The 14,771-nt window shown below is 46.8% G+C and carries 14 protein-coding genes; 6 read left to right on the top strand and 8 right to left on the bottom strand.

What is annotated here, in order from left to right; all coding sequences use genetic code 11:
• Nucleotides 1-127 precede the first annotated feature (127 nt).
• Nucleotides 128-1,126 (bottom strand): ABC transporter substrate-binding protein, encoded by a 999-nt coding sequence (locus MHI01_RS05715; RefSeq protein ID WP_282321681.1) that lies wholly within the window; start codon nt 1,124-1,126, stop codon nt 128-130.
• Between the two features lie 422 nt (nt 1,127-1,548).
• Between MHI01_RS05715 and MHI01_RS05720 the strand changes: the two genes are divergently transcribed.
• Nucleotides 1,549-2,199, top strand: a complete 651-nt coding sequence (locus MHI01_RS05720; RefSeq protein ID WP_180361767.1) for a hypothetical protein — start codon at nt 1,549-1,551, stop codon at nt 2,197-2,199.
• Between the two features lie 137 nt (nt 2,200-2,336).
• Here the strand turns inward: MHI01_RS05720 and MHI01_RS05725 are convergent, their stop codons facing one another.
• Both MHI01_RS05725 and MHI01_RS05730 read right to left on the bottom strand, forming a co-directional pair.
• Entirely contained in the window at nt 2,337-3,572 is a 1,236-nt protein-coding gene (locus MHI01_RS05725; RefSeq protein WP_340982733.1) for a multidrug effflux MFS transporter, read from the bottom strand.
• A gap of 6 nt (nt 3,573-3,578) precedes the next feature.
• On the bottom strand, nt 3,579-4,322 hold the full coding sequence (locus tag MHI01_RS05730; protein WP_036608962.1) for a GTP pyrophosphokinase: 744 nt from the start codon (nt 4,320-4,322) through the stop codon (nt 3,579-3,581).
• 245 nt (nt 4,323-4,567) lie between these two features.
• Here MHI01_RS05730 and MHI01_RS05735 point away from each other — a divergent pair, with 245 nt between their 5' ends.
• The gene (locus tag MHI01_RS05735) at nt 4,568-5,452 is read left to right on the top strand and encodes an alpha/beta hydrolase family protein (protein ID WP_340982734.1); all 885 of its coding nucleotides are present in this window, start codon (nt 4,568-4,570) and stop codon (nt 5,450-5,452) included.
• A gap of 86 nt (nt 5,453-5,538) precedes the next feature.
• On the top strand, nt 5,539-6,255 hold the full coding sequence (locus MHI01_RS05740) for a YoaK family protein (RefSeq protein WP_340982735.1): 717 nt from the start codon (nt 5,539-5,541) through the stop codon (nt 6,253-6,255).
• Nucleotides 6,256-6,382: 127 nt separating this feature from the next.
• On the opposite strand, the gene MHI01_RS05745 is transcribed toward MHI01_RS05740, so the two are convergent.
• Nucleotides 6,383-7,279: a LysR family transcriptional regulator gene (locus tag MHI01_RS05745; protein ID WP_036608744.1), complete on the bottom strand. Its 897-nt coding sequence runs from the start codon at nt 7,277-7,279 to the stop codon at nt 6,383-6,385.
• Nucleotides 7,280-7,416: 137 nt separating this feature from the next.
• Between MHI01_RS05745 and MHI01_RS05750 the strand changes: the two genes are divergently transcribed.
• From MHI01_RS05750 to MHI01_RS05760, 3 genes are all read left to right on the top strand, one after another.
• Nucleotides 7,417-8,121, top strand: coding sequence for an O-methyltransferase (locus MHI01_RS05750; RefSeq protein ID WP_127551599.1), 705 nt, complete (start codon nt 7,417-7,419; stop codon nt 8,119-8,121).
• Nucleotides 8,122-8,198: 77 nt separating this feature from the next.
• The gene (locus MHI01_RS05755; protein WP_340982736.1) at nt 8,199-9,509 is read left to right on the top strand and encodes an MFS transporter; all 1,311 of its coding nucleotides are present in this window, start codon (nt 8,199-8,201) and stop codon (nt 9,507-9,509) included.
• 148 nt (nt 9,510-9,657) lie between these two features.
• Nucleotides 9,658-10,773, top strand: a complete 1,116-nt coding sequence (locus MHI01_RS05760) for an AbrB family transcriptional regulator (protein ID WP_255319953.1) — start codon at nt 9,658-9,660, stop codon at nt 10,771-10,773.
• Nucleotides 10,774-10,900: 127 nt separating this feature from the next.
• Here the strand turns inward: MHI01_RS05760 and MHI01_RS05765 are convergent, their stop codons facing one another.
• The 4 genes from MHI01_RS05765 to treP form a co-directional block, all read right to left on the bottom strand.
• A complete protein-coding gene (locus MHI01_RS05765) occupies nt 10,901-11,104 on the bottom strand; it encodes a hypothetical protein (protein ID WP_017688872.1) in 204 nt (67 codons plus the stop codon).
• A 77-nt stretch (nt 11,105-11,181) separates the two neighbouring features.
• A complete protein-coding gene (locus tag MHI01_RS05770; protein WP_017688873.1) occupies nt 11,182-11,445 on the bottom strand; it encodes a YkgJ family cysteine cluster protein in 264 nt (87 codons plus the stop codon).
• 222 nt (nt 11,446-11,667) lie between these two features.
• Nucleotides 11,668-12,516 (bottom strand): chemotaxis protein, encoded by an 849-nt coding sequence (locus MHI01_RS05775; protein ID WP_340982737.1) that lies wholly within the window; start codon nt 12,514-12,516, stop codon nt 11,668-11,670.
• 225 nt (nt 12,517-12,741) lie between these two features.
• A complete protein-coding gene (gene treP / locus MHI01_RS05780; RefSeq protein WP_340982738.1) occupies nt 12,742-14,760 on the bottom strand; it encodes a PTS system trehalose-specific EIIBC component in 2,019 nt (672 codons plus the stop codon).
• Nucleotides 14,761-14,771: the final 11 nt, after the last annotated feature.

Genomic DNA, 14,771 nt, shown 5'->3' on the forward strand with positions numbered 1-14,771 from the left:
CTACTTCATGATACGACAATGTTTCTACTTCTTTATTATATATCGTAAAATGCTAAATTAACAAAAAAACTCCCTGGTGCCCACTGCACCAAGGAGTTTGAACATGCCATTTCGTATTGGCTATTTCTTATTTAACGATGCTGTTCTGAATGTCTTCCATAATTTGAAGATTCGCTTGAACTCCGCTGTACAACCAGCTACTGGACCGGGTGAATTCAAAGACATTACCTGTCTTTACAGCAGGAATGCTCTGCCATACGGCATCTTTCAGCGCTTCTGAGCCTGCTCCCTTGTCACTGTTCACCAGGAATAGATAGTCTGTGTCCATTTCCGCGATCTTCTCCAGTGAAATCTCAGACCAGTTACCCGTTGCTTTCGCGGATGCTTCCTTCACAACATTAGGCTCTGCAAGTCCAAGTTCGTTGTACATCACTTCACCACTGGAAACATTGTTGCTTACAACATAAAACTTGTTATTGAATAACCACAACGCTGCAGCGGATTTTGTTCCTCCAGTAACAGCAGTTACTTTTTCTTTGATTTCCTTTGCCTTGGCATCATAATCATCAAGCGCCTTCTGCGCTACATCCGATTTGTTCAAAAGCTCGCCGATCTTGAGCAGAGCCTGACGCGAGTCCTTGTTGACCTCATCTCCGAGTACATAAGTAGGGGCAATTTTGTTGTACTGTTCGTATTTCTCCCCTTCCACTGTACTTTCAGAACCCATAATAATCAGGTCTGGTGAGAAACTGGCCATGGCTTCAAAAGGTAGATCACTTGCAATACCAGGTATGCCATTCAGATCATTTTGCAGATAATCCTGCAAACCATTGCCGTTGTTGATGGACCACTGTGCCGCTGGCTTAACACCGAGTGTAACGAGATGGTCTTCCAGATAAGACGCGATGACACGTTCAGGGTTAGCCGGGATGGTTACTTCGTGTCCCATTGCATCTGTTAATGTGCGCTCTGTAGCGGCTTCTGTTTGTGTCTCAGTCTCCGTTTTTGTATCGTTCTCTCCTGCTGCTCCATTCTCTGCAGGCTTCGCTCCACACGCGGCCAACCAGATGGACAAAACCATCACCGTCATTAGAAGCATGATCATCTTTTTATTTCTCTTAAACACTTGATATATCCCCTTTCAATTCATTATAGAAACCTTATTCGGCGCTATTGTGACAGATTTCAATGTTCAAAAATATTGAAACTATTATTGATACATATAATATCCGCATGTACATTTTTCCGATTCCATTGACAATGATAATTGTTATCAGTTCAGTTGTCAATTCGATTATATTCTGCGCTATACAGTTGAACTAAAATTTATTTACACTGACACTACGATGATAGAACAACCTTCCAATCGCTGTTATCCCCAGATTTTTTCAATTCCTCTTTCTCTAAGGGAAAATCCGGTGATAAATGCGAGCGCTTCGCTTTTTCAGGTTTTTTCTATCTTCTCCGTTTGGTGTAAATGATTAGTTCAACTATATAGATCATTTAAAATCTTCTTGACGGCATTCACCTATAGGCGGATGCCGCCATATGCTGAATGCAGAATACGACGACAGGAAGGATGTTCTGTACATGTATTACGAATATAACCCTTATCTAAGTTATGGAGAAGACCGTTCCTTTCAATTGCCTCCACTGTTCCCAGGAGGTGGCGGTGGCGGCACACCGGGTGGTCCGACGTTTCCTGGTATCCCTGGCGGTCAAGGCGCCTATCCTCCCTACATTCCAAGCGGAGGACCCGGTCCATATATCCCTGGAGGCATTCCAGGTACAATTCCGGGTACAGCACCGGGCGTACCTGCGCAACTGACTCAAGGCAACCTGCCCACCCTACTTAGTGCCTATCCTCGTCCGGTAGGTCAGCCTCCGGCAGAAATGCTTTTTCTGTATAACCTGATCAAAAGCAGCCCGGGTCTGCTTCCGCTTTTCCTCCAGCAACAGCCGCAAAGTCTCACTCAAGCTGTGCAATTTGCACAGACTGGTGCAGCGGCACCACGAGATAACGAAGAACGTGCGCTGCCCAACTTTTGCTATAACCGGTGGTCCCTTGTCTTCACATACAATGATGTCTACCTGATGTGGCCTGCAATTAATCTGTTTGGTTTTGTGGTGGGGTACTTCTATCCATTCCTCACGCCAGGTATACTGTCCAATACACAGATTTTGTTTGCGCTCTGCTAAACCTCTCCTTACCTACAGCAAGAGCCCCACTTGGAAGCATAATTCCTTCCAAGTGAGGCTCTTTTTCGTCCTTTTATCCAGATGTACCTTTACATTACTAAGACTCCATAAACGCAAGGTGTACAGAATCAGTACCTTTAACTCAACACTTGATCGTTCTGGCGCTTCCCGCCTCTACTGACCATTAGGAAGTAAATCACCAAGGCACCGAGATCAGCACACGCAATAACGATTCCCATTGGCACGGCTGTTCCTTCTCCCCCGAGACCTACGAGGGGAGCGACAATACCTCCGAACAGGAACGTCATCACACCAATTAGCGCAGACGCACTGCCTGCCGATTTCTCCTGATTGGCCATCGCCAAAGCGAAGGACGCGGTATTGACCAACCCAACACTGGATACCACCAAAAATAGCGGAATCAGTACAGAGATTAGATTACCTCCAGCCAGAATGGCGATGAGCAATGAAGTTCCTCCGAGCGCCGCGGTTAGCAGCCCCGCGATTAACAGGCGATTCTCTGATACCTTTCCTGCAAGTCTACCGGCAATCTGACTGGCCAGAATAATGCCTAACCCGTTAATGGCGAAGCATACACTGAACATTTGCGGGGATACCCCGTATATTTTCTGAAGCACAAACGGTGAACCTGATATGTACGCAAACATGCCAGCAGCTACAAATCCTTGGGTTAACGCATAACCCATAAACTGACGATCCCCCGCGATTTGGCGAAACGTAAGTAATGTCTGCTTCAATCCTCCGCTTGATCTGCGATTGGAAGGTAATGTCTCTCCAAGACCGAAAATGACAGCCAACAGCGTCAGTATACCGATAAGGCTGAGCAAAATAAATACGCCGCGCCACGATGTATACGTCAACAATTGTCCACCAATGATTGGTGCAGCAATCGGGGCTACGCCGTTTATCAGCATTAACAGAGAGAAGAACCGTGTCAGTTCCGGGCCCGAATATACGTCTCTTACGATTGCGCGCGAGATGACAATCCCTGCCGCTCCAGCTACACCTTGAATGAACCGTAGCACAACAAAAGAGCCCATCGTCGGGCTGACCAGGCAAAGTATGGAGGCAATCGTATAGAGCACAAGCCCTGCAATGAGCGGTGTTCGCCGACCACGTACATCACTTAGAGGTCCGGCAAGCAACTGTCCAACCGCAAGTCCAATCATACACGCCGTCAGACTGAGTTGAGCATACGAAGTAGATGAACCAAACTTATCAGCCAGCGTGGGCAATGCGGGTAAATACATATCCAGGGACAACGGCCCGAAGGCCGACAGTGTCCCCAGAATTAAAGCCATCCGTACACGAGATGTGGAGTTTGTGTTCAATGAAACTGTTGTACTTTTCATCAAATACTACTCCCCGCTACCCAGCAGCTTGAGCAAGTTGGATGGCAATGTGAACTGTTGATTGTTAATAATAATACGGCGCAATTCTTCTTCATCCCGCTCATTGTCGGCGTCCTTAATCTCCTGAATTTCCCGGTGAAGTCGCTCCATCTGTTGATCCAGCGCATTTGCCGAATCTGCCGCACTCTTTAACTCTCTCGTCAAATGCTCGGGAACATCCTTATTGTATTTATAAAAAATCTTATGCTCCAGACTCGCCCAGAAATCCATCGCGATTGTACGGATCTGGATCTCCACACATGCTCGTTCCTCACCATTGGACATGTACACAGGCACTTCCACCAGAAGGTGAAGGCTTTGGTAGCCGTTTGGCTTTGGATTCTCGATGTAGTCTTTGACCTCCAGTACACGCAGATCACTCTGGTTGCACAGCATATCCTTAATGCGATAGATATCCGAGATAAAGGAACATGTAATCCGTACCCCGGCGATATCCTTGATATTTTGCTTAATGCTCTCAAACGTTAACTCATGATTTTTGCGGAACATCTTGTTCATAATGCTCTCAGGAGATTTCAGTCTGGACTTTGTATGCTCAATTGGACTGTAATCATGCAAAGACTGGAATTCTTCCTTCAGGACTTCAATCTTGGTCTCCATTTGATCCAGAGCAAATTTATAGATCATCATAAATCTGGTAATTTCATATTTGAATTTCTTGAATTGATCAATTGGATGTGGAGCGTTCATCATGGCTTTCTCCCTTTCTTTCTGCACACTAAAATTAGTTTTATGAATATGAGAACAAGCGGTCAATCCACATGTCTCCTGAACCATTATAAATCATATGGAGCCAATAAACGAATTTCTCACATTTGGGCTGGCGATTCAGCCTGGAAGGTATGGGAACTTATTTTACGCGCATCCTATAGAAGCATCCCTTTCATTTGGCCCGCAATTATTAATAAAAGAGGTGGATTTTCCTGCTCTATCAAGTGACGTATTCATCCGATACACTTCGGGTTAAAGCTTATTTATACCTGCCACAAGGTTGTTCATTACCTGATATCACGACATATGAAACTTCTCATCCCGGCTCTGTCTCCTCTGCCTTTCCGGAATTCGCTTCCATACATAAGCCTCTACATCTTCATCTGCAACCGCTCGCCAGCCATTACCCTGCTGCAACAATACATGATACGGATAACTTACCGGAACAGTGGCCGGTTCTGATCTATTGCCGCGGCGGACTTGGCAGCTATGGCGGGGTAAATACCGTTTGGCTTGAGCAATTTGTACATAAAGGTTATATCGTGTTCGCCCCATCCTATCGTGGCAACGAAGGAGGTGAGGGCCGTGACGAGTATGGCGGGAAAGATGCCGAAGATGTGCATGCCGCTTACCGGTTGATACAGCGTTTACCCTTTGTCGATCCGACTCGGATATCGTTAATGGGGTTCTCCCGTGGGGCCATTAATGCTGTACATACCGCAACGACCTATAATGAAGGACCGGACAGAGTACATAAGTTAGTTCTTTGGAGCGGTGTCGCCGATGTGGAACGCACTTACCAAGAGCGAACCGACCTGAGGCGCACATTGAAACGGGTCCTGGGTGGTTCCCCACGCACGGTTCCAGAAGCTTATCTCGCCCGTTCTCCCTTGTCGAAAGCGAACAAACTATCTTGTCCCGTGCTGATCATGCATGGTACATCAGATACACAAGTGAATTATAGTCACGGAACCCGAATGTATCACTGGCTTAAGCGGCAAGGTGCAGAGGTCACATTTCACGCTTATGGCGGGCAGGATCATCATTTTCACGAGAAAATACATCAGTCAGCAGTGAACAATATGTTTGATTGGCTCGCTGCACCTTAAATCTTGCGCGATGAATTTCATTTTGAAGATGCATGGGTTATGGCTGTATACTGGAGGAGCTACGTTTTTTTGAAAGGACGGATAGGATGAATCAAAGCACCCTCCAAAAATACGCCATGTTGCTACTCTGCATGTCTGCCGGAATGGTGGACCTGATCGGATATCTGGGACTGGGGCATGTGCTCACAGCCAATATGACGGGAAATATTGTTTTGTTGGGTATTGCCATTGCCCGTGCTCAGGAATTTGTCGTGCTGCGGTCATTGCTTGCTCTCATCGGTTTTATTGCCGGCAATGCCATTGCAGCACATATGGTTGAACCTGTGCAGACCAAAAATGGCTGGTCTTCTAAGGTCACAGCTGTATTTACTGTTGAAAGCATATTGCTCCTGCTGTTCGCGATCGCCATGATTAGTCCATTTTCAGAACAACTGTCCTATCTGTTAATTGTCATCCTAGCCGTTGCAATGGGGATGCAAACAACTGCGGCACGCCGCATTGGCATTGCTGGCATCTCAACAACCGTGCTCACCAATAATTTGGCCGCTGTGGTCGAGGATACCGTAAACATCCTCAAAAAGCTGCGACATGCCAATATCCGATCGTTAACCAAAGCCTTGTCCACAGACTCCTACCTTCGTGCAGGTGCTGTTGTCATCTATTTGATCGGCGTCATTGCAGCCGCATTGTTATTCCACCGTGTGCCCATGATTGCAGTCTGGATTCCTATCCTGATCATTGGCGGCGTAACCCTATACGCCCGATTACATGCATGGGGAACTTCACAACAAAGCGAAAGTTAATAAAAGTTAATAATAGAAGAAGTACCCTGTCCATGTTCAAGTGGCTGTTCAAAAGTCCGCTTTAGGATACTGAAAACTGGTCTTTTTGAACACGTACTTTAAGTTGTTTTAAGTACAATCACGCTATTTATTTCATCAAAGCAGCTTCTTGGCGGATAAGCTTGACCAGATGCTGTGCAGCAGGTGATAATACCTCCCCGGCTCGTGTACATACGGCAACCGTATTTCTCAGCTGTACACCTCGAACAAACACACGTGCCAGCCTGCCTTGCTGCACATCTTCGTTCACAACCAAAGAAGATATAAAGTTGGCCCCATAACCTGCCTTCACCGCACTAATCGTTTCGTTCAGCCCGTTGAACTGAAGCGCAATGCGGGGAGCGGCCAGGTTATTTGTTGTGCAAAGGGAGACAAGTCGCTCACGTGTAGCACTGCCTTCTTCGCGCATGATGAACGGTTCTGCCATCATCTCATGCAGCTCGATTTCTTTTCCCGCATACGGATGGTCAGGGTGCACAACAAACCACATCTCATCGTCAAACAATTCATCCCATTGGACACCTGCATGTGTAATGCCACTTCCACCATACACTGCAATCTCTGCCTCATAACGAAGTAATTGGTCAAAAGCCATCCGGGTGTTGGTTGTGCTCACAACAATCTCCACATCCTCGTGCATTTGCTTAAACCGCGCAATCCAGCCCGGCAACAGAAAATTCGAAGGCAAGTAGGTTGCCGTAAGACGGATCAGTCCTTTCTTGCCCTCCCGAAAATCCTGCACAAAATTCTCGACATCCTGCTCCAGCATGAACAGACGTTCCGCATAACCTGTTAACTGTATCCCCGCATCCGTAAGCACCAGTCTTCTTCCCTCCGAAACAAAAAGCTGGATTCCCAATTCACGTTCAAACTTCTTCACCTGAGAAGATACCGCAGGCTGACTAATATTTAGTTCCTCTGCGGCACGAGTGACCCCGCCATATCTCACGATGGCATGAAATAATCGTAATCCATGCAGATTCATGTTTACACCTCTTCCACGTCAAATACATAATCTAAAGTTATATTATCATACATAATATATATTTTATTTATATATCTACTCCATTTATAGTTGAAATATGAAATCCAATACAAGAAACAAGGAAGGAACATGTGAACATGAAAAATATAAATACGACCAACCTACAGCATACCTGGACTCAAGTCGACGACTACATGAACGATCTGCTGATTCCATCAGATTCCCTGCTGGAACATACACTGCAAAGCAATACTGAAGCTGGACTCCCTGCTCATGACGTAACCCCCAATCAAGGAAAGTTACTTCAGCTCCTGCTGCAAATCCAAGGCGCATCCCGTGTACTTGAAATAGGCACATTGGGTGGATACAGTACCATCTGGATGGCAAGAGCGCTGCCTGAACACGGACGCATCGTCTCACTGGAATCGGAAGCACATCATGCAGACTTGGCTCGAGCCAATCTCACACGAGCAGGACTGATGCACAAGGTTGACCTGAGAGTTGGTCCTGCCCTAACTACCCTTCCCGATGTTCAGGAAGAATACAGGGAACCGTTTGATATGATCTTCATCGATGCTGACAAACCGAGTAATCCCGATTATCTGAGATGGGCCCTGCGACTGACTCGGCCGGGGAGTCTTATTATTGGTGATAATATCGTCAGGGACGGTGAAGTGATCCGCACAGACAGCACAGATCCCAGAGTTCAGGGCGTTCGATCATTCCTGCAGTTGATCGCGGATCACCCTCGACTTGAAGCTACAGCACTGCAAACGGTCGGTAGCAAAGGTTACGATGGATTCGTCATTGCTCGTGTGATTGATGCCCCTGAACCAAAATAAACAGTGGTCAATTCTTCCGCAAATTCCCCTTTCCTGTTAAACTGGAATCACTGCACAGGCAGACTGGGGGGAACCACTTGAGAGTTTTACAACATATTAATGATGAAATTCGCGGCTGGTCCCGCAATATTCAACTGTTTTTCCTGGCTAGCATTCTGTATCAGATCGGAAATGGCATGTTCTCTGTCTTGTACAATCTGTACATTCAGGGTCTGGGCTATAATGATACAATGAACGGCCAGATAGTAAGCATTCAATCACTCGCAACAGCCATTATGTTTGTTCCTATCGGTCTATGCGGTGATCTGTTCAGCCGCAAGCGATTACTCATTACCGGGGCGTTATTCAGCGGAATCTTTCTGATCGGACGCTCCTTCGATTATTCGGCTACAGGACTGATCTGGTTCGCGGTATTCTCTGGCCTTTTCGCTGGAGTATTCCAAGTACTGGCCATTCCTTATCTGGCGGAAAACGTCAAGAAAAGCCAGCGGCTGAAGATGTTCAGTTATTATTCATCTCTTGTGCTCGCTTCCCAGGTGCTTGGTAGCCTGGGTGGCGGTGTATTCGCAGATTTGTTACATACGGCAGGACTCGCCAAAGTGACCGGATTGCAGACGGTTTTATTTGTCGGTGGTGCAGCAACACTGGTTGCGTTTATTCCACTGTTATTTGTAACCGAAGGCAAGACTGCTCCGCAGACCTCGATTCCGGTGCAACCCGTTCTTCAACCCAATACGGATCTAAAAGAAAGTTCAACAAATACCCCAAGCACGGACGATTCGATCACGAAGAAAAAAGATTCCCGACTGATTGGTCAGTTTATAGTGACTCAGTTGTTAATTGGATTAGGTTCCGGACTGGTTGTACCGTATTTGAATCTGTATTTCACCAATCGATTCTCGGTTTCTCTGAGCGGCATGAGCTTACTAATTGCACTTGGTCAGATTATGACGATTGTATCCATGCTGATTGGTCCTACCTTGGCGGCAAAGGTCGGAAGCGTAAGAGCCGTTGTCATTTTCCAGGTCATGTCGCTACCCTTCCTTCTATTAACAGGCTTCACCAATCTGTTGTTCATCGCTTCGCTCAGTTTCTTATTCAGACAAGCATTGATGAACGCAGCCAATCCCATTCATTCAGCCATACTGGTGGATCGGATCTCGGACAAACGCCGCGGCATTGCCAATTCACTGATGCAGACCTCGTTCATGATTGGATGGGCGACCATGGGACCCGTTCAATCCTATCTGGTCACCACGTACGGAACGTATTGGGGTTATGCGATCACATTCAGCATCACAGGCTGTCTATACGTTATTTCATCACTGATGTACTTTGTAATGTTCAGAGAACCCAAACCTTCCGCTACGGCTCTAGCAGGATCTTAATGAGTTGAACAGTAGCAGTCTGGTTGTTCCGCAGATAACGCAACGTATCTAATCATCAGGAGTGATCACACATGAACATGAATCCTTCATTAAACCTGAGTGCATACCCGAATCTCATACCACCTCATTCAACCGGTAGGCTAAACGGATGGAACTGATGCGCAAGCTTGGTTCCCACGTTGTCTTTCGGTTTTTTCTTAGTCTGGGTGTCTCTGTTCTTGGCGGATTGCTGTTCACAGCCATTCATACACCAATCCCGTGGTTGCTCGGGCCAATGGTATTTATGCTACTTGGCTCCCAAGTCGCCAAATGGCCCCTCATGTGGCCTGCCTCCATCCGGGACTATGGCATTCTGATTGTTGGTTATTCGATTGGACTCACCTTAACTAAAGAGGCCCTGCACGGCATTTTGCAACAACTTCCCATGATGCTTCTGATGACCTTGCTGTTAATCGGATTGTGTGTAATTACGGCCTACATCGCTTCAAAGATAACCGACTTTGACTTCCCCTCCCTGCTGGTTGGCAGCATTCCAGGAGGACTGTCCCAGATGGTGTCCCTTGCAGAAGAGATGAAATCCATCAATCTGACGCTGGTTACCTTTTTGCAGGTGACTCGGCTGATCATGATTGTCTTCTGTGTTCCGTTCCTGCTGTTCAGTCCGTGGATTGGAGGTATCGCAGGTGGCGGTTTGGATCATCCGTTCATTGACGTAGCGACGTGGGGTTCCCTTTTCCCCGACATTCTTGTCTATGCTCCGCTCTGTGTAGCTGGTGCATGGGTTGCACGCAAACTCCGATTTCCGACGGCCTTTATGCTGGGTCCCATGATTGTCATGTGTGTCGTTCAATTAAGCACAACGATGCATACGCCCAGTCTGCCAACCTCTCTCTTAAACGTATCGCAATTGATGATTGGCAGTCACGTTGGACTGATGCTCAAGCCGGAACAGTTGCAACGTAAGACACAGACGGTGACCCTAGCCGTGATTAGCAGTGTACTTCTCATTGCTGGTGCGCTTGGATTGAGTTATCTGTTAATGAATGTATTCTCCCTCTCGGCGGCTACCTCACTACTCAGCATGGCCCCTGGCGGGATGGATCAGATGAGTATCATGGCACATGAAGTGAATGCCGATCTTTCGGTTGTATCCGGGTATCAATTGTTCCGCATCCTGTTTATCTTTTTCATCGTCTCTTCCGTACTGAAGATGATTCTTGTACATATGTTAAAAGAAAAGAAAGCAGAGCCCTCACTTCAATGATCATATTTTGTCTGATCCCATGCCAAAGAGAGTATCCATTTGATGCCACATCCTGCGGATACTCTCTTTTTTTGTACAGACTTAACTTCAGCATTTGGCTTCATTCAATTTTAAGCATAATGACTACTTATGAATAAATTCGGTTGTACATCCAGCCTACAATGCCCACCGTAACCACTGTTGCCCCAATAATAAATGCATAATAGCCAATCTTACTTTTGGACTCCGAAGTCTGATGGTCATAATAATCCGAGTTACGTCGGTAAAACCCCATCCATAACTCTCCGATCATATTCACAACAACCAATACAAAACGTTTAACAAGCCCCATTGTATTCGCGTCTCCTCTCTCTGATCAACCTTCTTCCCTATTAAGTATAATTATCCCAATTCATTAAAACAACCTACTCATATTACCTTTGGTGCAGTTTCTTGCTCCAACCAGGTTAGAATATCAAAGGCTTCCTGATCGGTGCTACCACACATCTCTTCCTCAGCTTGCAATCCACTGCATACCGCAGGACGATCTTTTTGGCCAAAAATTCCGCAGCGATTATCATCGGTAAGCTGCACACAACGTACACCTGCCGGCTTGCCATGAGCCATGCCCGGTATCGGTGATGATATGGAAATCGCGATACAACATGCGGCACAGCCTGTCCTGCATTCCATACATATTCCCTCCTCATTTCAATAACTATAGTACATACAATACATGTTCAAAAAGACCGGTTTTCAGTACCAAGAAGATGGGATGAAGCTAGAAATGGAGTAGCGGAGCGTAGATAGAGCTACGTGAGCAACGGACATTTCGGCTGAATTCCATATTCGATGCTGATGATGCCATTAGGCATCCTTCGTAATCAAAAGCGGACTTTTTGAACTACCTCTTAATTATGAGCGATTTACCCAGGTCCAGGTTCGAGCCAGCCCCTGAGCAATTCTCCGATTCATACTTCGATTGGAAAAATACCCCCCATGACTTAGCGGATTCCAACTCATAGCCACGCCGCCAGAGTTCACTTCAATGTCTTCTTTGACCGCTTTCTCATAAGCGGGATCAATGGGGCGTAATGGATAACCCAGAATATCATCCCGATCGTAGAAGTTCACCCACTCCCCTTCCAGCCCTGCATAATACTGATTCACATGGGAAGAAGGCACCTGAATTGGGCAACTAAAGTCATGGTAACGCAAGCTCCATAAGGGCAAGGTTGTACCAAACGAGTAAAAATGGGTCAGCGTATCCCCTCGCTCCAGAGCCGAGTTCACATCCACAACCTCAGGCACACGACTGGAGGGATATTGCAGATCGTAGAAGAAGTTACTGGCGATTACGGCACCCAAACTATGGGCAACCACACAGAGCGGAGCTTCCGGTCCATTGCGCTGTGCAAGGGTATGCATCGCCTGATTCAACGTTCGATGTACGGCATCGTAGTTATGGCCTTGATTTTCCACCGGTTGATAAGCAACCGCATCAGCCAGGTAGTGGATGACAAATCGGCGCAACGCCTGAAAGTTCAATCCCGGAGAGCTGACGAGCTGTTGAAAGAGCGCCTCTTCCCGCTCCTCAAATACATCCGCCCAATATACAGGTTCGATATCGAGCATCTGTTTAGAGGCTCCAGGCAAGACCATCACCTTGTCCAATTCCTTATGCAAACAAGCAATCAGCTTGTCCGCGTACCCATCCTTCCGCATACCCAGCCCATGAATGACCATCACCGCAATACGTGTCATGGCTCTCCTCCTCATCGATCTAGGAACTCTTTCTCCACCATATGAACGCCACGACTCGAACATGCCTGAAGCTTGCTTTGTCAGAAGAACCTTTCCAACCACCATTATTTTAAAAATGTGATTCTTCCATTTTATATACAGTTTACCATGATCGTCATGAAAATAACGACCATACAGCAAAAAGGAGCTGCGCATCATGCAGCCCCTTCTTGTTGTTGTATTCAATTAACCTTTCAGATGAACCTTCAACACACCATTTTGATTAGATGTAACATCACCTGTCGTGACTTCCACCCGTTCAACCATATCCTGACCATCTGGAATGATAATCGGTGTAATCAGTGGGTATCCCGCATCTTCAATCACCTTACGATCAAACTCCAACAGCTTTTGTCCAGCTTTTACATGTTCGCCAGCTTCGACATGCATGTTGAAGCCTTCACCCTTGAGGGATACTGTATTAATCCCGACATGGATCAGAACTTGTAATCCACTCGCGTGTTCAAGAATCACCGCATGTTTACTTTTGATCACATGAGCTACCTGAGCATCAAACGGGGCAACAACAACGTTGCCGGAAGGTTCAATTGCTACACCCTCACCCATCTGTTTCTCAGCAAAAGCCGGATCTGGTACTTGCTCCAGTGACACGGCCTGGCCTGTTAAAGGCGCCATGATTTCCAGTGTATTCACGGCTTCGTCTCCTACTTGAGCTGCACTACGTGTGCGCTGGTTTGGATCTGTTTTTGCAGTTGAAGAGGTAACACTCGAAGCAGACTGCGATGTAGCCGCTTTAGGCTCAGCAACGGTTTCATTACTTTCATTACGATCTTCTTTTCTCAGTTTGGCTCTGCCAAAAAGGACGGTCAGTACAAATGGTACAACCAGGACAATCGCCATGCCGATGAAGAAGACACCCCATTTGTCAGGGAAAATCGACAGGAATCCAGGTACACCACCTACACCGATGGAGGTTGCCTGAACATTATTCATCGTCAGCAGCACACCACCAATTGCGGAACCGACCATACCAAAGATAAACGGATAACGGTAACGGATATTCACTCCGAAGATCGCCGGCTCAGTTACCCCGAGGAAGGCCGATACCGAGGACGTTGCCGCAAGTCCTCTCATTTTCTTCTCACGCAGGACAAGCATCATTGCAAGTGCCGCCGAGCCTTGTGCGATATTGGACAATGCCAGCATTGGCCACAGGAACGTACCGCCCTGACTACCAATGAGCTGAACATCCACCGCGAGGAACGTGTGATGCATACCGGTGATAACGAGCAAAGCGTACAGACCACCGTAGATCAGACCACCCAGCGCCGCGTATGAATCGTATACATAGATCAAGCCGGATGTAATTGCATTTGCAATAGCAAATGTAACCGGTCCAATAATCGTAAATGCCAGGAATCCGGTAATCAGCAACGTAACTGGTGCAACGACCAGCAGTTTGATCGAATCATGTACCCTTTTATTCAGGAAAATTTCCATCTTCGCAAGCAGATAGGCCGATACCAGTACTGGCAGAACCTGCCCTTGATAACCGATCTTCTCAATCTCCCAACCGAACAGATTCCATGTTGGCACCGTGCCATTATTCACAGCATCAGCGTAACCATATGCACTCAGCAGATCGGGATGTACCAGAATGAGACCCAGCACGATCCCGAGCAGCGGACTGCCGCCGAACCTTTTTACAGCTGCCCAACCAATTAGAGCCGGCAGGAACGTGAAGGCTGTACTTGCGATTGTATTAATAATGGACGCAAGATCCTTCCAGGCTGGATAAACATCCACCAGTGATTTTCCATCAAAGAAAATGCCTGGGCCTGTCAGAATATTGTTAATCCCGAGCAAAAGACCTGCCGTAATGATTGCAGGCAAGATCGGAATGAAAATATCCGAGAGTGTTTTAATCGCTCGCTGGATTGGATTTTGCTTTTTACCAGCAACCGCCTTCACATCATCCTTGGAAGAACGATCTCCCCCGGTAATCTGAATCATCTCATCATAGACTTTATCCACCAGACCAGGCCCAATAACGACCTGGAATTGTCCTTGGGAAGAGAACTGTCCTTTGACCAGATCATTCTGATCCAGACTTTCAGTATCCACTTTACTCTCATCGTACAAGGCAAACCGGAGTCGTGTAACACAGTGTGTAGCAGCTTCAATATTCTCTTTGCCACCGACAGCCCGGACGATCTCCTCAACCTGTTTTTTATCGATTGCCATAGTGTCACTTC

The organism is Paenibacillus sp. FSL M7-0656, assembly GCF_038003225.1.
In the GTDB taxonomy this organism is placed as follows: Bacteria; Bacillota; Bacilli; order Paenibacillales; family Paenibacillaceae; genus Paenibacillus; species Paenibacillus amylolyticus.